16 protein-coding genes and 3 pseudogenes are annotated in these 18,895 nt (G+C 59.8%); 7 read left to right on the top strand and 12 right to left on the bottom strand.

Annotated features, from left to right (window positions below; all coding sequences use genetic code 11):
* Window positions 1-83: 83 nt before the first annotated feature.
* Complete coding sequence (gene mscL, locus ACP7E4_RS15785) at window positions 84-530, top strand: large-conductance mechanosensitive channel protein MscL (protein ID WP_426115802.1); 447 nt, start codon at window positions 84-86, stop codon at window positions 528-530.
* 194 nt (window positions 531-724) lie between these two features.
* Here mscL and ACP7E4_RS15790 read toward each other — a convergent pair whose 3' ends face one another.
* Window positions 725-1,501 carry a ferredoxin--NADP reductase gene (locus tag ACP7E4_RS15790; protein ID WP_426115800.1) on the bottom strand — a complete coding sequence of 259 codons (777 nt, stop codon included), beginning with the start codon at window positions 1,499-1,501 and terminating at the stop codon, window positions 725-727.
* 347 nt (window positions 1,502-1,848) lie between these two features.
* On the opposite strand from ACP7E4_RS15790, the gene ACP7E4_RS15795 reads away from it, so the two are divergent.
* Together ACP7E4_RS15795 and ACP7E4_RS15800 are read left to right on the top strand one after the other, a co-directional pair.
* A complete protein-coding gene (locus ACP7E4_RS15795) occupies window positions 1,849-2,082 on the top strand; it encodes a helix-turn-helix domain-containing protein (RefSeq protein ID WP_065836149.1) in 234 nt (77 codons plus the stop codon).
* Window positions 2,083-2,202: 120 nt separating this feature from the next.
* Window positions 2,203-3,327 (top strand): methyltransferase, encoded by a 1,125-nt coding sequence (locus ACP7E4_RS15800; RefSeq protein ID WP_426115798.1) that lies wholly within the window; start codon window positions 2,203-2,205, stop codon window positions 3,325-3,327.
* 44 nt (window positions 3,328-3,371) lie between these two features.
* Here the strand turns inward: ACP7E4_RS15800 and ACP7E4_RS15805 are convergent, their stop codons facing one another.
* The 3 genes from ACP7E4_RS15805 to ACP7E4_RS15815 are packed head-to-tail and all read right to left on the bottom strand — an operon-like array spanning window position 3,372 to window position 6,051.
* Window positions 3,372-3,545, bottom strand: a complete 174-nt coding sequence (locus ACP7E4_RS15805) for a DUF2474 domain-containing protein (RefSeq protein ID WP_020291004.1) — start codon at window positions 3,543-3,545, stop codon at window positions 3,372-3,374.
* Window positions 3,546-3,597: 52 nt separating this feature from the next.
* Complete coding sequence (cydB, locus tag ACP7E4_RS15810) at window positions 3,598-4,605, bottom strand: cytochrome d ubiquinol oxidase subunit II (protein WP_426115796.1); 1,008 nt, start codon at window positions 4,603-4,605, stop codon at window positions 3,598-3,600.
* Between the two features lie 3 nt (window positions 4,606-4,608).
* On the bottom strand, window positions 4,609-6,051 hold the full coding sequence (locus ACP7E4_RS15815) for a cytochrome ubiquinol oxidase subunit I (protein ID WP_426115794.1): 1,443 nt from the start codon (window positions 6,049-6,051) through the stop codon (window positions 4,609-4,611).
* Between the two features lie 409 nt (window positions 6,052-6,460).
* On the opposite strand from ACP7E4_RS15815, the gene ACP7E4_RS15820 reads away from it, so the two are divergent.
* Window positions 6,461-7,714, top strand: a complete 1,254-nt coding sequence (locus ACP7E4_RS15820; RefSeq protein WP_426115792.1) for an MFS transporter — start codon at window positions 6,461-6,463, stop codon at window positions 7,712-7,714.
* Window positions 7,715-7,841: 127 nt separating this feature from the next.
* On the opposite strand, the gene ACP7E4_RS15825 is transcribed toward ACP7E4_RS15820, so the two are convergent.
* The 6 genes from ACP7E4_RS15825 to ACP7E4_RS15850 all read right to left on the bottom strand — a co-directional run bounded on the left by ACP7E4_RS15825 (window position 7,842) and on the right by ACP7E4_RS15850 (window position 14,670).
* On the bottom strand, window positions 7,842-8,744 hold the full coding sequence (locus tag ACP7E4_RS15825; protein WP_426115978.1) for an alpha/beta hydrolase: 903 nt from the start codon (window positions 8,742-8,744) through the stop codon (window positions 7,842-7,844).
* Between the two features lie 230 nt (window positions 8,745-8,974).
* Window positions 8,975-9,916 (bottom strand): choline ABC transporter substrate-binding protein, encoded by a 942-nt coding sequence (locus tag ACP7E4_RS15830; RefSeq protein WP_426115790.1) that lies wholly within the window; start codon window positions 9,914-9,916, stop codon window positions 8,975-8,977.
* Window positions 9,917-10,177: 261 nt separating this feature from the next.
* Window positions 10,178-12,388 (bottom strand): xanthine dehydrogenase family protein molybdopterin-binding subunit, encoded by a 2,211-nt coding sequence (locus ACP7E4_RS15835; RefSeq protein ID WP_426115788.1) that lies wholly within the window; start codon window positions 12,386-12,388, stop codon window positions 10,178-10,180.
* The gene (locus ACP7E4_RS15840; RefSeq protein WP_426115786.1) at window positions 12,385-13,374 is read right to left on the bottom strand and encodes an FAD binding domain-containing protein; all 990 of its coding nucleotides are present in this window, start codon (window positions 13,372-13,374) and stop codon (window positions 12,385-12,387) included. Before ACP7E4_RS15840 ends, ACP7E4_RS15835 begins: the two co-directional genes overlap by 4 nt.
* Window positions 13,371-13,892, bottom strand: a complete 522-nt coding sequence (locus ACP7E4_RS15845) for a (2Fe-2S)-binding protein (RefSeq protein WP_426115784.1) — start codon at window positions 13,890-13,892, stop codon at window positions 13,371-13,373. Before ACP7E4_RS15845 ends, ACP7E4_RS15840 begins: the two co-directional genes overlap by 4 nt.
* 229 nt (window positions 13,893-14,121) lie before the next feature.
* Entirely contained in the window at window positions 14,122-14,670 is a 549-nt protein-coding gene (locus ACP7E4_RS15850; RefSeq protein WP_426115782.1) for a DJ-1 family glyoxalase III, read from the bottom strand.
* 206 nt (window positions 14,671-14,876) lie between these two features.
* Here ACP7E4_RS15850 and ACP7E4_RS15855 point away from each other — a divergent pair, with 206 nt between their 5' ends.
* Window positions 14,877-16,172, top strand: coding sequence for an NCS2 family permease (locus tag ACP7E4_RS15855; protein WP_426115780.1), 1,296 nt, complete (start codon window positions 14,877-14,879; stop codon window positions 16,170-16,172).
* Between the two features lie 10 nt (window positions 16,173-16,182).
* Entirely contained in the window at window positions 16,183-17,268 is a 1,086-nt protein-coding gene (gene trmA, locus ACP7E4_RS15860) for a tRNA (uridine(54)-C5)-methyltransferase TrmA (protein ID WP_426115778.1), read from the top strand.
* A 126-nt stretch (window positions 17,269-17,394) separates the two neighbouring features.
* Here trmA and araD1 read toward each other — a convergent pair.
* Together araD1 and ACP7E4_RS15870 are read right to left on the bottom strand one after the other, a co-directional pair.
* Window positions 17,395-18,401: pseudogene (gene araD1 / locus ACP7E4_RS15865) on the bottom strand (AraD1 family protein).
* Between the two features lie 143 nt (window positions 18,402-18,544).
* A pseudogene (locus tag ACP7E4_RS15870) lies at window positions 18,545-18,739 on the bottom strand (L-rhamnonate dehydratase); the annotation flags it as partial.
* Window position 18,740: 1 nt separating this feature from the next.
* Here ACP7E4_RS15870 and ACP7E4_RS15875 point away from each other — a divergent pair.
* Window positions 18,741-18,839: pseudogene (locus tag ACP7E4_RS15875) on the top strand (LysR family transcriptional regulator); the annotation flags it as partial.
* Window positions 18,840-18,895: the final 56 nt, after the last annotated feature.

An 18,895-nucleotide genomic window follows, 5' to 3' on the forward strand; every position in this document is an offset into this window, starting at 1 on the left:
CCCGGTCGATTGCAGGTGAAGCACGTTGCGCAGAGCTGAATTACACTGCATTGACCCAACTCATCTGTAACAAGGAATGACCCATGAGCGTACTAAGCGAGTTCAAAGCCTTTGCCGTCAAAGGTAACGTGGTCGATATGGCCGTCGGTATCATCATTGGTGCGGCATTCGGCAAGATCGTTTCGTCGTTCGTCGGCGATGTAATCATGCCGCCCCTCGGGCTGCTGATTGGCGGCGTGGATTTCAGCGACCTGGCGGTCGTTCTGCGACCTGGCGAAGGCACGGCGCCTGCGGTAATGCTGGCCTACGGCAAATTCATCCAGACCGTGATCGACTTCATTATTGTGGCGTTTGCCATTTTCATGGGCGTAAAGGCCATCAACCGCCTGAAACGCGAAGAAGCCAAGGCTCCGACCTTGCCGCCAGTGCCAAGCAAGGAAGAAGTCCTGCTGGGTGAGATCCGCGATCTGTTGAAAGAGCAGAACACACCTGCGGCACCAATCACTGTTGATCCGCTGCGTCCGGTTTGATTTGACGCAATACCTGTAGGACCGGATTTATCCGGGAGAGCGGCATTCGATGCGCCAGATTCGCATCGAATGTACCGCCCTCTTCGCGTCAGCCCGTTGGAGCGAGGCTCGCCCGCGAATCAGGCGCCTCGATGGACCTGACATACCGCGTTATCGTTCTTCGCGGGCAAGCCTCGCTCCAACGGAACTGGATTTCACCAATACGTTTCCACTGCAACCTGTCCCGGACGGCGGCTCAAGCTAAGATTCATGTCACGCTCCTTGAGCAGGGCGCGGGTGTCTTCGACCATTTGCGGGTTGCCGCACAGCATCACTCTTGAATGCTCGGCATCCATGTCCAGCGCCGCTGCCTTCTCCAGATCGCCGCTTTCCAGCAGGTGAGTAATCCGCCCGTGCAACACGCCGGGTGGCTGTTCGCGGGTCACCAAGGGCAGGAACAGGAACTTGTCGGCATATTCAGCCAGGTACTCGCGCTCGGTCAGGGTGGCAATCAGCTCCTGATATGCCAGCTCTTTGGCCTCACGAACGCTGTAGACCAGGATGATCCGTTCGAATTTTTCCCAGACTTCAAAATCCTGCAGGATCGACAGAAAGGGAGCGATGCCGGTGCCGGTGGATAAAAGCCACAAGTCACGGCCATCGACGAAACGATCAAGGGTCAGATAGCCGAATGCCTGTTTTTCGATCAGCAGCGAATCGCCTTCGCGCAGCCGGCTGAGTTCGCTGGTGAATTCGCCATCCGGCACCACGATGGAGAAGAACTCCAGGAACTCGTCATGAGGCGACGAAACCATCGAGTAGGCACGCCACACAACACTGCCGTCAGCCTTGGTGACACCCAGGCGGGCGAACTGCCCGGCCCGGAAGCGGAAACCCGCGTCGCGCGTGGTGCGCAGGGTAAACAGGCTGGGAGTGAGTGGCGTTACATTCAGCAGGGTCTGCCGAGTGAATTTGTCTGCACTGGCGGTCATGGTCAACCTGCAAGCAAGAAAAGAAGGTGATCAGTGTCCCGCAAAGCCTGGCAGATAAACACCACCGGTTTGTAGTGGTATCCCTGCGGGGCAATAAACAGGCTGAAGATTTAGAATCTTTCACTCTTGCAGCTATAGCGAGACGGTCCGCCTCCGGACTTGAATTCGGCGTAACCGCAGTGACACGCAGCTCCCACCGTTGTGAATCTTTACAACGTCGGGAGCAGGCCAGGAATGCCAGCATCCATCCGTCCACTAACGTTTCAGCGCCAAATTTCTCTCAAGGTTTTTTCCTACACTTGGAGTCTCGACGCATGGAATGAGTGAAGGGCAGCACGGAGGCGAGAATGGATAGAAGTTCAGTCAGCTCGTTGCAGGGAGTGTCTGACAAACACCTGACCCCACGAGAAATAGAAATTCTGCGATGGTCCGCCGAGGGCAAGACAGCGGCAGATATCGCCATCATCCTCAGCATGAAAGAACGAACCGTACACTTCCACGTGGCAAACGCCGTGCAAAAAATGGGCGCGTGCAACAAGATCTCGGCGGTGGTCCAGGCTGCGTTAAGCGGCATGTTCTGAGCAAAGGACAAACGACAGAGTGCCAAGCGGCAAAAAGCACGTAAAATCACCGTCTTCTGCGAGCCCGCGCACCATGGGCTTATGTGCCAACACGCTGATTGCCCCTGAGTTTGCCTGCCCATGCCCCTGCTTATCACACCCTTTGCCCAGCTCGATCTGATACGCCAACCGGAACAGCAAGATGAGCCATTGCAGGCATTTGACGCTGCCGATGAATACTTGCTCAACCACGTGGCCGAGCAAGGCGTGACATTGCAGAGCCGGGTGCTGGTGCTCAATGACAGCTTCGGCGCGCTGGCCGCGAGCCTTGCGCAACATGCGACGGTCATCAGCAGCACGGATTCGTTCCTGGGCGCTCACGGCCTGGAAAAGAACCTGATCCGCAACAACATGGCTTACGACTCGGTGCCGATGATTCCGGCGAGCGAGCCGCTGCAGGGGCCATTTGACTGGGTGCTGATCCGGGTGCCGAAAACCCTCGCGCTACTGGAAGAACAGCTGATTCGTTTGCAAGGCCAGCTGGCGCCGGGCGCGCGGGTCGTGGCGGCGGCAATGGTCAAGCATCTGCCACGGACGGCCGGAGAGTTGCTTGAGCAATATGTCGGGCCGGTGACCGCCTCGCTGGCAGTCAAAAAAGCGCGACTGCTGTTCGCGACGCCGCAACCCGGCGAAATCCAGCCCTCGCCCTACCCGACCACCTATAAGCTTGATGATCCCGTCATCGAGCTGGCCAACCACGCCAATGTTTTCTGCCGCGAAGGCCTGGATATCGGCACCCGCGCATTCTTGCCGCATCTACCGAAAAACCTGGGTTCGGCACGGGTTGCAGATCTGGGTTGTGGCAATGGTGTGCTGGCGATTGCCAGCGCGCTGGCTAACCCGCAAGCCCATTACACGCTGGTGGACGAGTCGTTCATGGCAGTGCAATCGGCTGCGCAGAACTGGAAGACGGCAATGGGCGAGCGCGAAGCAGTCATCCGCGCCGATGACGGGCTCGCCAGCCAGGAACCCGATTCCCTCGACGTAATTCTCTGTAATCCGCCCTTCCACCAGCAACAGGTGGTCGGCGATTTCCTCGCCTGGCGCATGTTTCAACAGGCACGCTCGGCACTGGTCGTCGGTGGCGCACTGTATGTGGTCGGCAATCGCCATCTGGGCTACCACAGCAAGCTGGCGCGGCTGTTTCGCGGTGTCGAGCAAGTGGCTGCCACGCCCAAGTTCGTGATCCTCAAAGCCCGCAAATAAGCTCCAGAAATGCCGCGCCCAGTGGGCGCGGGATGGGATTCGTGTCAATGAGTGCGCATACCTGCGGCAGTCATGAACATCCGCAGCAGGCTGGCGACGATATACAGGGCGAACACACTGCCCGCCCAGATACCGATCAACCAGGCTACGCGCTGCCAGAGCGGCTTTTTCAGGGCCGGGTCCTGGTCATCGTCATGAAAGGATTCTTTGCCAGACATCGCCAATCTCCTCTATCAATGGCTCCGGCGCTGAGCGCCGGAGGCCGGTCTGCTAGTGATAGCCGTCTTCATGGGTGACCTTGCCGCGGAACACGTAGTAGCTCCAGAAGGTGTAACCCAGGATGAACGGGATGATGAACAACGTCCCGACCAGCATGAAACCCTGGCTCTGCGGTGGCGATGCGGCGTCCCAGATGGAAATCGACGGCGGCACGATGTTCGGCCACAAGCTGATACCCAAGCCGCTGTAGCCAAGGAAGATCAGCACCAGCGTCAACAGGAACGGCGTGTAATTCGCATTGCGGGCCACAGCCTTGAACAGACCGTACATGGTCACCAGCACCAGAATCGGCACCGGCAGGAACCAGAACAGATTCGGCAACGTGAACCAGCGATCGGCGATGTCCGGGTGGGCCAGCGGCGTCCAGAGACTGACGATGCCGATCACCGCCAGAACCGCGAACGCCAACGGCCGCGCCAGATCGTGCATCGCCTTTTGCAGCGTGCCTTCGGTCTTCATGATCAGCCAGGTACAGCCCAGCAGCGCATAGGCGACAATCAACGCCACGCCGCAGAACATCGTGAACGGAGTGAACCAGTCCAGTGAACCGCCAGCAAATTGCCGGTTGACCACCGGGAAACCGTCAATAAACGCCCCCAGCGCGACCCCCTGGAAGAACGTGGCCGTCAGCGAGCCGCCGATAAAAGCCTTGTCCCACAAATGGCGCTTGGCGGCGGTGGCCTTGAAGCGGAACTCGAAGGCAACACCGCGAAAAATCAGCCCGATCAGCATCAGGATCAATGGCAGATAGAGCGCCGACAACACTACCGAATAGGCCAGCGGGAAGGCGCCGAACAAACCCGCGCCCCCCAGGACCAGCCAGGTTTCGTTGCCGTCCCAGACCGGCGCGACGGTGTTCATCATCACATCGCGGTCGTGCTCTTCCTTCATGAACGGGAAGAGGATGCCGATGCCCAGGTCAAAGCCGTCCATCACGACATACATCATGATGCCGAAGATGATGATGACGGCCCAGATCAGCGGAAGATCAATACCCATGGCTCAATGCTCCTTGGTCAGGCTGTCGTGGTTGTCATGGTCTTCGGCGCCTTCTTCAGCGGCGGAGAGCGGACGAGCCGGAGTACGTTTCTGACCGGGGCCGCCGTGTTTGGGCGTATCGCCTTCATTGACCACCGGACCTTTGCGCACCAGACGCATCATGTAGCCAAGACCTGTCCCGAACAGCAGGAAATACACCACCACAAACAGCACCAGGGTGATGGTCATCTGTTCGATGCTGTGTCCGGAAGACGCGTCCCTGGTGCGCATCAGGCCGTAAACGACCCATGGCTGGCGACCGACTTCCGTAGTGATCCAGCCCGCCAGAATCGCAATCAGGCCTGAAGGTCCCATCCACAATGTCAGGTACAGGAACGGACGTGACTTGTAGAGCGCGTCACGCCTGCGCAGCCAAAGGCTCCACAGCCCGGTGAAGATCATCAGGAAGCCGAGGCCGACCATGACCCGGAACGACCAGAACACAATGGTCGAATTTGGCCGGTCTTCGGGCTTGAACTCCTTGAGCGCCGGGACTTGCTTGTCCAGGCTGTGGGTCAGGATCAGGCTGCCCAGATAAGGAATTTCCACGGCAAAATCAGTGGTTTCGGTTTTCATATTCGGCAGACCGAACAGGATCAACGGCGTCGGCTCGTCACCGACGTTTTCCCAGTGACCTTCAATCGCGGCGATTTTCGCGGGCTGATGTTCAAGCGTATTCAGGCCATGGAAGTCGCCGATCACGGCCTGTACGGGTGCGACCAGCAGCGCCATCCACATGGCCATGGAAAGCATCTTGCGTATCGGTGGCGTGTCGCGACCGCGCAGCAGATGCCAGGCCGCCGACGAGCCCACGAAAAACGCGGTTGCGACGAACGCTGCCACGGACATGTGCGCCAGGCGGTACGGGAACGATGGGTTGAACACCACCGCGAACCAGTCGGTCGGGATCACTCGACCATCCACGATTTCAAAGCCTTGCGGGGTCTGCATCCAGCTGTTGGAAGACAGGATCCAGAAGGTCGAAATCAAGGTGCCGATAGCTACCATGACCGTCGAGAAGAAGTGCAGGTTGCGGCCGACGCGATTCCAGCCGAACAACATGACGCCGAGGAAGCCTGCTTCGAGGAAGAACGCCGTCAGCACCTCGTAGGTGAGCAGCGGACCGGTGACAGCCCCCGCGAAATCGGAAAACCGGCTCCAGTTGGTGCCGAATTGATACGCCATGACCAACCCGGAAACCACACCCATACCGAAGTTGACGGCAAAGATCTTCGACCAGAAATGGTACAGGTCACGGTAGACGTCTTCTCGGGTCTTCAGCCACAGCCCTTCGAGCACAGCCAGGTAACTTGCCAGACCAATGGTGATGGCAGGAAACAGAATGTGGAACGAAATGGTGAACGCGAACTGAATTCGGGCGAGATCAATTGCCTCCAAACCGAACATAGGTCTTCCTCTATCAGGTTATACAGCTGGTGACCCGAGGCCATCAGCGACTGCCCCCACAAATATGGAGCACGGCAGGGTGGAATTGTTCTGTGTTGTTTCTGGCATGGGGGATCTGTTGGTTGCGCCGACACACGATTGCTTTATGCGCATTGACGCAGGTCAACCAACGATCAAAGAGTAGACCCATTTGAACGTGTGCTCTGTGTGGTCTTTTGTCGCGTGACGTCTTGCCTCACCCCGCAAAGGCCCGCCCAGTCGGGTCTTCGGAGTTTTCTGACATCGAAGTGGAATTTGTAACCGGCGCGCCGGCGGCAAAAAAATAGCGACGGCATAGACCTTAGTTTCACGCAATGCGTTGTTACAAAGTGATAATCTCGGCCATCCCCCCGCCAGGCCGCTGTAACTCATGCCGACTCAAACCCCCGTTCTGTTGCGCAATCATCGTCCGTTCGTCGCTTTCTGGTTCGCCCGTATCTTCACCGCCAGTGGTTTTCAGATGCTGACGGTGGCCATTGGCTGGAATCTTTATCAGCTGACCGGCAACGTTCTGGACCTGGGTCTGGTGGGACTCGTGGAATTTGTCCCGCGCGTGCTGTTCATGCTGCACACCGGGCACGTCGCGGATCGCTATGACCGCCGCAAGATCGCCGCGCTCTGCCAGACCGCCCAGGCATTGATCGCCCTGGCGCTGTTCATCGGCAGCAGCACCGACAGCGTGACGCGGGAGATGATCTTCATTCTGGCGTTCGCCCTGGGCGCATCCCGCTCCTTTGAAATGCCTGCGACCCAGGCGCTGCTGCCGAGCATCGTGCCCAGCTCGCTGTTTCCCCGAGCGGTAGCATCAGCGCAGTCGGCTCAGCAGACCGCGACCATTGTCGCGCCGGCGCTGGGCGGCTTTCTCTATGCTTTTGGCAGCAGTTGGGTCTACGGCCCGACCGTCTTGCTGTATGTGATTGCCTGCATCCTGATGCTCAGCCTGCCGGCTCGCCAGATGGCGTTGAACAAGGGCAAGGCAACGCTGGATTCGCTGCTGGCCGGGATTCGCTTCATCCGCAGTCGCCCGGACGTGCTCGGCGCGATTTCGCTGGACTTGTTTGCGGTATTACTCGGCGGCGCAACGGCGCTGCTGCCGGTGTTCGCCAGCGATATCCTGCTGACCGGCCCGTGGGGCTTGGGTTTACTGCGTTCGGCACCGGCTGTGGGAGCGCTGGGCATGTCGTTGTGGCTCGCGCACTTCAACGTCGAGCGCAACGTGGGACGCGTGATGTTTACCGCCGTCGGCGTGTTCGGGGTGGCGACCATCGCGTTCGGCTTGTCGACGTCGTTCTGGTTTTCCCTCGCGGTACTGGTCGTGCTGGGCGCGGCAGACATGATCAGCATGGTGATCCGCGCCTCGTTCGTGCAACTGGAAACCCCGGATGAAATGCGCGGCCGCGTCAGCGCGGTCAACGGGCTGTTCATCGGGGCGTCCAATCAGCTGGGAGAGTTCGAATCCGGCTTGACCGCGCACTGGTTGGGCACCGTCCCGGCAGTAGTGCTGGGCGGCGTCGGCACCCTGGCGGTGACCGGAATCTGGATCAAACTGTTCCCGACCCTGGCCAATCGCGACCGGATGCGGGATGTGGTGGAAGAGGCCGAGGTGCAGAAGGCGGCTGTGTAACTTCATTCTCGGACAACGGTGGGAGCTTGGTGGGAGCGAGCTTGCTCGCGAAGCGGCTTGCATGCGGCGCAAATCTAGGTCGCAAGCAACTGAGCCTTCGCGAGCAAGCTCGCTCCCACTACTGATTTCAGTGCTCGCTCCAAGAAAACGCGCCGATGAGCCACCTATACAACTCATCAGCCTCCTCCGCCTGCCCCTTGGCCCGCAGACAGCCGTGGACCAACCCGCCGCCCCAGTAAAAACGCGTGGCAACGCCCGCCTCGCGCAGCTTTTGCTCATACACCGTGCCGTCATCGCGCAAAGGATCGAACTGCGCGACGGCAATGAACGCCGGGGCGAGCTGGCTGAAGTCCTGGGCCAGCAAGGGCCACGCATAAGGCGACTGCATGTGCTCAGGTTTGGTCGCGTAAAGCGCCTGATAACAATCAATATCCACGCTGCTCAATAGCGGCGCATCGGCACATTCACTGCGCGACGGTAAATCCGCCGCTCCGCCCAACGCCGGATAAATCAGGACCTGAGCGCAAGGCTGACGCTGTCCCGCATCGCGCAACCCCAGGCACAACGCAGCCGCCAGGGTCGCCCCCGCGCTATCTCCGGCAACCGCGACTTTTAGTGGATTGATGTGCAGCCAGTCCGCTTGCGCCTGAACGCCGTGCCAGACCGCCACACAATCTTCGAATGCCGCCGGAAACGGATGCTCCGGCGCCAGGCGATAGTCCACGGCGATCACCACGCAGCCCAGATCAAGGGCAAGATCAGCGCAGATGAAGTCGTGGGAATCCAGATCGCCCACCACCCAACCACCGCCATGCAGGTAAAGCGCGCAATTGGCAGCGGTGTCCGGGGAAAGGCTGTCAGGTCGATAGCTGCGAACGGGCACATCAGCCAATTCGAAATCCGTAACCACAAGACCTGCCGGGCGTGACGGGTTAAACGCCCGGCACATCTTCGAATAGGCCGCGCGTTGCTCGCTCATAGCCGAAGCGGAGGAGCTGAAGGTCTGGGTCCGGGCGACGAACCCGGCCATTTCGGCAGATAGAGGGTAATGGGTGGTCACAAAAACTCCGTTTGGCGCAGGAGCATCTGACTGATGAAGAACCCGTGGGACCGGATTTATCCGGGAAGAGTGCGGCTCACTCAATGCATTTCGTCGTCAGAAATGCCGCCTTCCCGGATAAATCCGATCCCACCTGTTCGGTGTTTGCCGGACGACAGCTCCGTGTCAACAACACGGCGAAATCTACTACGAGTCCAGCGCTACTTCCCGATTGCGGCAACAACCGCCAGCGCTGCGTCCTTGCCATCAAAGGTCGTCACGCCGGCCAGCCAGCGTTGCAAATCTTCAGGATGATCCTTCAGCCATTGCTTGGCGACATCATCCGGCGCTTTACGGTCCATGATCGGCACCATCAGCTGGCTTTCCTGAGCGGCGGTGAACGTCAGATTGGTCAGCAATTTGCTAACGTTCGGGCAACGCTGGGCATAGTCCGGAGCGGTCACGACGGAGACAGTCGCGGCGCCTTCCTGCGGACCAAATACGTCTTCGCTGCCAGTCAGGTAATCGATTTTCATGTTGATGTTCATCGGGTGCGGAGTCCAGCCGACAAACACCACCCATTCGTTGCGTTTGACCGCGCGCTGCACTGCCGCCAGCATCCCGGCTTCACCCGATTCCACCAACTGGAAGCTGCCGAGGCCGAACTGGTTCTTGGCGATCATGTCCTTGATATTGGTGTTGGCGCCGGTGCCGGGTTCGATGCCGTAGATCTTGCCACCGAGCTTGTCCTTGAATTTGGCGATATCGCCGAAGGTCTTGAGCCCGCCAGCCGCCACATAATCCGGCACCGCCAAGGTCGCCTGGGCGTCGCTCATGCTGGGTTTATCGAGGACCTTGACCTGATTGGCCGCCAGGAACGGGGCGATGTTCTTGTCCATCGCCGGCTTCCAGTAGCCGAGGAAGATATCCAGACGCCCGTCGCGCAAACCGCCAAAGACAATCTGCTGCGCGGCGCTGGTCTGTTTGACGTCATAACCCATGTTTTGCAGCAGGACCTGGGCAACCGCGCTGGTGGCGATCACGTCGGTCCAGTTGACCACGCCCATGCGAACGTTCTGGCACGCTGCGGGTTCGGCAGCCAGCAACGCTGTACTGCTCAGCATCAATACACCGCAACTGATATGACGAATAAGTTTCTTCATGCGTGCTCCCTCGGGTCGGCTCGATATTTTTGGTTTTTTCAAGCATCAGCGGCAATACGAGTGCTGCCGGAGTGACCAAATTACGCAGCAGTGCGCTGCACGAAACGCACCAGCGCGACCTGTGCTTGCACTCTGGCGACATTGAGGGCTCGCGCTGTGGAGCGGACTTGATGGGAGCGAGCTTGCTCGCGAATAGGCCAGAACCACCGCCTTTGCGAGCAAGCTCGCTCCCACACAGACTGCACAGGTAAGTACTACCCGTTAAAGCACCTTATCCAGCGTAATCGGGAAATCCCTGACCCGCTTGCCGGTTGCGTGATAAATCGCATTGGCGACTGCCGCTGCAACACCCACGATGCCGATTTCGCCGACCCCCTTGGAACCCAGTGCATTGACGATCTCGTCGTCTTCTTCAACGAAAATCACATCAATGTCGCCGATATCGGCATTAACCGGAATGTGGTACTCGGCGAGACTGTGGTTCATGTGACGCCCCAGGTTATGGTCGGTCTGGGTTTCCTCATGGAGTGCCATGCCAATGCCCCAGACCACGCCACCGAGGATCTGGCTGCGCGCCATTTTCGGATTGACCACCCGCCCTGCGGCGATGGCGCTGACCACCCGACTGACCCGAATGCTGCCCAAGTCTTCGTCCACCTGCACTTCAACGAAAACCGCCGAATGCGTCGCCGTGGCATAAGCCTCGCGCTTCTTGTCCGGCTCGGCGTCGATCTGCACCTCAAGCCCGTCAGGCAAACCGCTCAACACTTCGGCCAATGCCAACTGCTGATCGCCCAACTGCAAGTAACCTTGGGCAAGGGTCATCTGATCGGCGCGGCCAGAACTCCATTGCGCATCGACCTGACAGGCCGCTTCGAACAGTTTCTCGCGCAATGCCTTGCTGGCCTGCTGCACAGCGGTGCCCACCGAAGAAACGGTGAAGGAACCGCCCTGCAATGGCGCGGTGGGCAACGAGGAGTCGCCAAGCAAAAAACTGACGTCTTCGACTGCAACACCCGCAGCCGCGGCCGCGATCTGGGTCATGACGGTGTAGGTGCCAGTGCCGATATCAGTGGTCGCGCTGCTGACGATCAACTTGCCGTCCGCGCCGAGACGGGCCTTGGCGCTGGCCTTCATTTGCATGGCTTCCCAGACGCCACCGGCCATGCCCCAACCGATCAACTGCCGACCTGCACGCATGCTGCGCGGTTCCGGGTTGCGGTTGCTCCAGCCGAAACGCTCCGCGCCCTGCGCGTAACAGGCGCGCAATTCCTTGCTCGAATAAGGCTTGTCTTCGTTGCCATTACGCTCGGCGAAATTAATCAGGCGCAGTTGCACCGGGTCGATTGCCACGGCGCAGGCCAGTTCGTCCATGGCACATTCCAGGCCGATCAGGCCCAGCGCGGCACCCGGCGCGCGCATGTCCAGCGGCGTGAAAACATCCAGTGGCGCGAGTTTGTAAGTGAGCTGAACGTTATCGCACTGATAGAGCATGCCGCTCCATTCCACGACGTGCTCGGTGAAGTCTTCGAACCGTGAGGTCTGGCCGATGGCCTCATGCGCGATCGCCAGCAGCCGACCATTGGCCGCAGCGCCCAGACGCAGATGCTGCAAGGTTCGCGGCCGATAGCCGAAGGTGAACATCTGCTGCCGAGTCAACGTCACGCGTACCGAACGCTTCAACTCCAGCGCCGCCATGACCGCGAGCGGCAGCTGGTACTGCGGACGCAGCCCGGAACCGAACGCGCCACCGACAAAGGCGGCGAACACGCGGATCTTTTCCTTTTCGATGCCGAATACTTTGTGCAGGTAATCCTGACAGTTCTGCGGGCCTTGGGTCTTGTCGTGGACATGCAGGCTGCCGTCGGCCTGATACAGCACGGTGGACGCGTGGGGCTCCATCGGATTGTGGTGCTCGATAGGCGTGCTGTAGTGAACGTCGACGCTCAATGCTGATCCGGCAAATTCAGCCTTGAAGTTGCCGCGCGGCTTGGGCAGTTCGGCCGGTGCATCCTGGGAGTCTCCCTGTGCGGCGAGCAAATCCGTCTCGTGGCCTTCAACCAGATATTCGATGCGCACCAATGAACCGGCGTAACGCGCCAGCTCCAGGGTTTCGGCCACCACCAGCGCCAGCGGCTGGCCGCTGTACAGCACTTGATCGTTATACAGCGGACGAAATGGGGAGCCGTCGGCCGAGTCGGCGTCCTCGTAATTCTCATCGTCGCTGGCGAGGCGGGGACGGTTCTTGTGATCCAGAACCATCACCACACCGGGCACCTGCAACGCCTGGCTGATATCGATATGCGTCACGCGGCCACGAGCAATGGTGCTGGACACCACGCTGCCATGCAGCAAACCGGTTTCCGGGTATTCACCGGCATAACGCGCCTGGCCGGTGACTTTGAGCCTGCCGTCAACGCGGTCCAGCGGTTGGCCCAGGGGTGACGACGGTGGGTTTGTCAGGCTGTTCATTGGGCGTTTGCTCCCACAGCGGCATCGCTCAAGGCACGAATGATCGCCCGGCGCGCCAGCTTGATTTTGAAGGCGTTGTGTTCCAGCGGCTGCGCATCCTTGAGCAGCGCATCGGCTGCTGCGGCGAAGTTCTCCCGAGACACCGGTTTGCCTATCAGCGCTTGCTCAACGGCCTTGTCGCGCCACGGTTTATGCGCGACACCGCCCAGGGCAAGGTGCACGTCGCGAATGATTCCACCGTCCAGCTCCAGCGCAGCGGCGACGGACACCAGCGCGAATGCATAAGACGCACGGTCCCGAATCTTCAGATAATTGTGGTTGGCAGCGAAACCGGCTGGCGGCAGCTCCACCGCAGTGATCAGTTCGTCGTCAGCCAGTTGATTGTCACGTTCAGGCGCATCGCCCGGTAGCCTGTGGAAGTCGGCGAATTCGATTGTGCGAACGCCTGCACGGCCTTCCACGTGGACGACTGCATCCAATGCAGACAAGGCGACGCACATGTCAGAAGGATGAGTCGCAACACATTCGTCGCTGGCGCCCAGAATGGCGTGAATCCGGTTCAGGCCCTCGCGTGCCGGACAGCCGCTGCCCGGTTCTCGTTTGTTACAGGGCACGCTCGCGTCGTAGAAGTAATAGCAGCGGGTGCGCTGCAACAAATTGCCACCCGTGCTCGCCATGTTGCGCAATTGCGGCGACGCGCCAGCCAGAATCGCTTTGGACAACAACGGATACTGCTTTTCGATTATCGGGTTCCAGGCCAGATCGGCATTGCTCACCAAGGCACCAATCAACACGCCGCCACCAGCTGTCTGCGTGACGCTCTTGAGTGGCAGGCCGGTAATATCGATCAGGTGCTCGGGCCGGGTGATGTTTTCTTTCATCAGATCGAGCAGATTGGTGCCGCCAGCGATAAACCGCGTCGCCGCGCCACTGAGGTGGACGGCATCGCTGACGGTCGCGGGTTTGCTGTAGGTGAAGGGATTCATTGGCCGCTCCCTGTGCGTTGAGCTTCGCGCATCTCGGGCAGCACTTCTTCAACTGCGGCGATAATGTTGCTGTACGCCCCACAACGGCACAGGTTACCGCTCATCATTTCCTGGATTTCGGCGCGGCTGTTGGCGCGGCCTTCATTGGCCAGGCCAACTGCCGAACAGATCTGCCCCGGCGTGCAATAGCCGCACTGGAAGGCATCGTGCTTGATGAAGGCCTGCTGCAGCGGATGCAGTTGCTCGCCGTCGGCCAGCCCTTCGACTGTGGTCAGTTCGGCGCCATCGCACATGATCGCCAGGGTCAGGCAGGCATTGATGCGTTTACCGTCACGCAACACGGTGCATGCGCCGCACTGGCCGTGGTCACAGCCTTTCTTGCTGCCGGTCAGGTCAAGCCGGTCGCGCAGCAGGTCCAGCAATGTCGTCCACGGCTGTACATCGAGCGTCCGGGTTTGGCCGTTGAGGGTCAGGCTTATCGCATGGCCGGCGAAATCCTTGGGGGTCGTTGCACTCATGGGAACCTCACGGTAGGTACGTAGTAGCGCATTTTTTCTGCGTCTTAAGGGCTACGACTTCGCGAGGTTGGCAACGTTCAGGGTTTCTGGATGGGCGTCGATCCAGATTCAAAAGCTGGTTAGGGCTGATACAAAACGGTAGGAGGGGACTTGTCCCCGAAGGCGATTGGACGGACAACGACACACGCCTCGGAATACGCTTTCGGGGACAAGTCCCCTCCTGCCAGCGTCAGGCAATAGCATCAAGAACCGCCGCCTTCCGAGCCTTGCCGCACAGCTGCTCGACCAGCATCAGCGCAAATTCCAACGCCGCGACTGAACCCTTGGCAGTGATGCAATTGCCGTCCACCACTACCGGCTGATCAACAAATGCACAGCCTGAGAGCTGATCACTGACCGCCTCGCTGCAGGTCATGCGGCGTTGTTTGAGAACGCCGTATGCCTGAAGGGCCAGCGCCGGGGATTCAGCTATACCGGCGTAAAACCGGCCAGCGGCCGCCTGTTCGCGGACGCGTTGCGCCAACGGCTGATGCTCGGCCAGATGCCGGGCGCCGGGCAAGCCACCGGGCAGCACGATCAAATCGAACGTCTGCGCCAGTACATCCACAAGCATGGTATCGGCAGTCAAACGAGTGCCTCGCGCGCAAGTCAGCATGCGCCGCGCTTCGATGCTGGCCACTACCACGTCGATATCGGCACGCCGCAGCAGGTCGATCAAGGTCACGCTTTGCAGGTCGTCGATGCCATCCGCCACCACAATCAAGGCTCTTTTACTCACAGGCGACTCCTCGAAAAGGTTTCAGGCAAGCTTAGCCAGAATTTGTGAACAACCGCCGATGATCGGTGAGCAGTCATATGAACACGCTACTGGTATGATGCGCGGCTTTTTCGACCCACAGAAAATGTCCCGGCTGCCTGAGCAGTCTGTGCTTTGCTGTTTTAGTCGATTCATTTACGACGCACGCGCGTCACGGGGAGCCAGACATGCTGGAACGGCTGTTTCAACTCAAGGCACACAACACCAATGTGCGTACCGAGATTCTCGCGGGCGTCACGACCTTTCTGGCCATGGCCTACATCCTCTTCGTCAACCCGAGCATCCTCGGCGAAACCGGCATGGACAAGGGCGCGCTGTTCGTCGCCACTTGCCTGGCCGCCGCCATCGGCTCGGCGACCATGGGTCTGATTGCCAACTACCCGATTGCTCTTGCGCCGGGCATGGGCCTCAACGCGTTCTTCACCTATACCGTCGTGTTGCACCTGGGCCATACCTGGCAGGTGGCGCTCGGCGCGGTGTTTATTTCGGCAGTGATGTTTTTCGTGCTGTCGATCTTTCGCATTCGTGAGTGGATCATCAACAGCATTCCACTGCCGTTGCGCTCGGCGATTGCCGCCGGTATCGGCCTGTTCCTGGCACTGATTGCCCTGCACAACGCGGGCATCGTGGTCAGCAATCCGGCAACCATGGTTGGCATGGGCGACCTGAAACAACCGGCGCCGGTGCTGGCGACGTTGGGCTTCTTCCTGATTGTCGCTCTGGAAAGACGCCAGGTACGCGGCGCGGTATTGATCGGCATTCTTGCGGTGACCATCGCCTCCATCGTCCTGGGCTTCACGCCCTTTGGCGGGGTGATCTCGATGCCGCCTTCGCTGGCCCCGACCTTCCTGCAGCTGGACATCAGGGGCGCGCTGGACATCGGTCTGATCAGCGTGATCTTTGCCTTCCTGTTCGTCGATCTGTTCGACAATTCCGGCACCTTGATCGGCGTCGCCAAACGCGCGGGCCTGATGGACAAGAACGGCCACATGCCAAAAATGGGCCGCGCCCTGATCGCCGACAGCACTGCGGCCATGGCCGGTTCGCTGCTGGGTACCTCGACTACCACCAGCTATATCGAATCCGCCGCCGGTGTCAGTGCTGGCGGCCGCACCGGGCTGACTGCGATTGTCGTAGCGATTCTGTTCCTGCTGGCGTTGTTCTTCGCGCCGCTTGCCAGCAGCGTTCCGGCCTTCGCCACGGCCCCTGCCCTGCTGTTCGTGGCCGTGCTGATGACTTCCGGACTGGCTGAAATCGACTGGGATGACATCACTGTCGCGGCGCCCGTGGTCATCACTGCGCTGGCCATGCCATTCACCTATTCCATTGCCAACGGCATTGCCTTTGGCTTCATTTCCTGGACCGCGATCAAACTGTTGTCGGGCCGCTGGCGCGAGCTGAATTCGGCGCTGGTGATCCTGTCGATTCTGTTCGTGATCAAGTTGGGTTGGTTCCCTGCATGAGTCTTCTTCAATGAGTGTTCCATTCGATCCTGCTAGCTACGACCGTCAGCTCGAAGCAAAAGCCGTGCGCCTGCGTGAACTGCTGGCGCCGTTCGATGCGCCCGAGCCGCAGGTGTTTGACTCGCCGCGCGAGCATTACCGGCTGCGCGCCGAGTTTCGTCTGTGGCGCGAAGATCAGAAGCGTCACTACGCGATGTTCGCCCCCGGCGACAACCGCACGCCGATCCTGCTGCAAGGTTTGCCCATCGCCAGCGCGCGCATCAATGCGCTGATGCCGGTACTGCGCGACCGCTGGGAAGCCAGCGGCGTGCTGAGCCACAAGCTGTTTCAGGTGGACTTCCTGACCACGCTGGCCGGCGACGCGATGATCACTTTGTGTTATCACCGCCCGCTGGATGAGGAGTGGACCGCCGCCGCCGAAAAACTTGCCGCCGAACTGGACGTCAGCCTGATCGGACGTTCCAAGGGCCAGCGGCTGGTGATCGGCCGCGACTACGTGACCGAAGAACTGGACGTCGCCGGGCGCACCTTCAGTTATCGCCAGCCGGAAGGCGCGTTCACTCAGCCCAACGGCACGGTGAACCAGAAGATGCTCAATTGGGCCTACGATGCCTTGGGCACGCGGGATGACGATTTGCTGGAGTTGTATTGCGGCAACGGCAACTTCACCCTGCCGCTGGCGACGCGGGTGCGCAAAGTGCTGGCCACCGAAATCAGCAAGACGTCGGTGAATGCGGCCTTGGCCAATCTGGCGGACAACGCGGTGGATAACGTCACGCTGGTGCGTCTTTCTGCTGAAGAGCTGACTCAGGCGTTGAATGAAGTGCGACCGTTCCGTCGCCTGCATGGCGTGGATTTGAAGAGCTACGAGTTTGGCAGCGTCTTCGTCGACCCGCCCCGCGCCGGCATGGACCCGGACACCTGCGAGCTGACCCGGCGTTTCGAGCGCATCCTGTATATCTCCTGCAATCCGGAAACCCTGGCCGAGAACATCGCGCAACTGCACGACACCCATCGTGTCGAGCGTTGCGCGCTGTTTGACCAGTTTCCGTATACCCACCACATGGAGTCGGGGGTTTTGCTGGTAAGGCGTTAACGCCGCACGCCCCGTGGGACCGGCTTTAGCCGGGAAGAGGCAGGTACATACGCTGCATTTATAGCGTCTGGATTACTGTCTTCCCGGCTAAAGCCGGTCCCACGTCGCTTTGCGCAGCTCCTTGATTTACAGGGCCTTTATCTGCCCAATCCCCACCGCCCCCGGCCCTTCGCCGATACCGTTTTCCAGCGCCGCGCCGAACTCGTCCAAGCTGATCTGGAAGCGGTCGCCGGGCTGGGTTTTCACCCCGTCGGCAAAAGACAAAGTTGCCGTGCCAAAATAGTGGATGTGCACATCGCCGGGGCGCAGGAACTGGCTGTACTTGAAGTGGTGGTATTCGAGGTTCGCCAGGCTGTGGCACATATTGTCTTCGCCGCTGAGAAATTCCTTTTCCCACAACACCTGACCATCGCGCACTACGCGGCTCATGCCGGACAGATGACGCGGCAGTTCGCCCACGCGTAATTCCGGTCCATAGGCGCAGAAGCGCAATTTGGAATGCGACAGATACAGATAATTGCGCCGCTCCATGACGTGATCGGAAAACTCGTTGCCCAGCGCATAGCCCAGGCGATACGGCTGGCCATCGTCGCCAATCACATACAGGCCGGTCAGCTCGGGTTCTTCCCCGGCATCCTCGGCAAACGCCGGCACCGGAAAGTCAGCTCCGGGCCGCACGACGATGCTGCCATCGCCCTTGTAAAACCATTCCGGTTGCGCACCGACCTGCCCCGCTGCCGGTTTGCCGCCTTCGATGCCCCACTTGAAGATTTTCATCGTGTCGGTCATGCCCGCTTCGACCTGACCGTCATGCTGGTGCATCTTGTCCCAGGCCGAGGCGCTGCCCAGATGTGTGAGGCCGGTGCCGCTGATCAGGCAATGGGCCGGGTCTTCGTGATCCAGCGGCGGCAGGATCTGGGGGTTTGCAGCAACGCCCGGAAGTCCGGACCGGGCTCGGTGCCGCGACTGGCAACTTCATCCTGCAGGCTGCGTTGTCCGCGAATGGCGGCAAGGGCCAGTTCGCGAGTGCTTTGGGTATTGCGGACCACATCAAGACGGTCGCCGTCGCCGTCGCCGTCGACGGCACCGACCTGACGCTGGCCGGACTGGGTTTCAAACTGGATCAGGTGCATGAATTAATCTCCAGAAACTCGTAGGAGCCAACCTTGGTGGGAGCGAGCTTGCTCGCGAAGAGGCCGATACATCCGAAGCACTACCAGCGCCCGAACCATCGACTTCGCGAGCAAGCTCGCTCCCACGGAGGCCGCCACAGGCGTTACTCAATAATATTGAAGTCGCTCAAATACTCGTCGGAGATCTCCAGGCCCAGTCCTGGTTTGTCATCGTCCAGCTGGATGTAGCCGTTGACCGGCTGTGGTTCGCCCTTGAACAAGTAATAGAACAGCTCGTTGCCGACCTCCACGTCGAATACCGGGAAGAATTCGGCCATTGGCGAAGCGGTGGTGGACATGCCTTACGGGCTGATCACCCGCCGCCATCGCATCCAATCCTCGGCGATGCAGGCGTTCATCCAGTCAGTGAAAGCCGAACACGAGCTGGTTAGAAGCTGAATCCAGTGCGGATAATGGCGAACTAATACCTGCCGAAACATCTCTACTTATCCGTC

It is taken from the genome of Pseudomonas sp. DSP3-2-3 (assembly GCF_049898225.1).
Taxonomy (GTDB): Bacteria; Pseudomonadota; Gammaproteobacteria; order Pseudomonadales; family Pseudomonadaceae; genus Aquipseudomonas.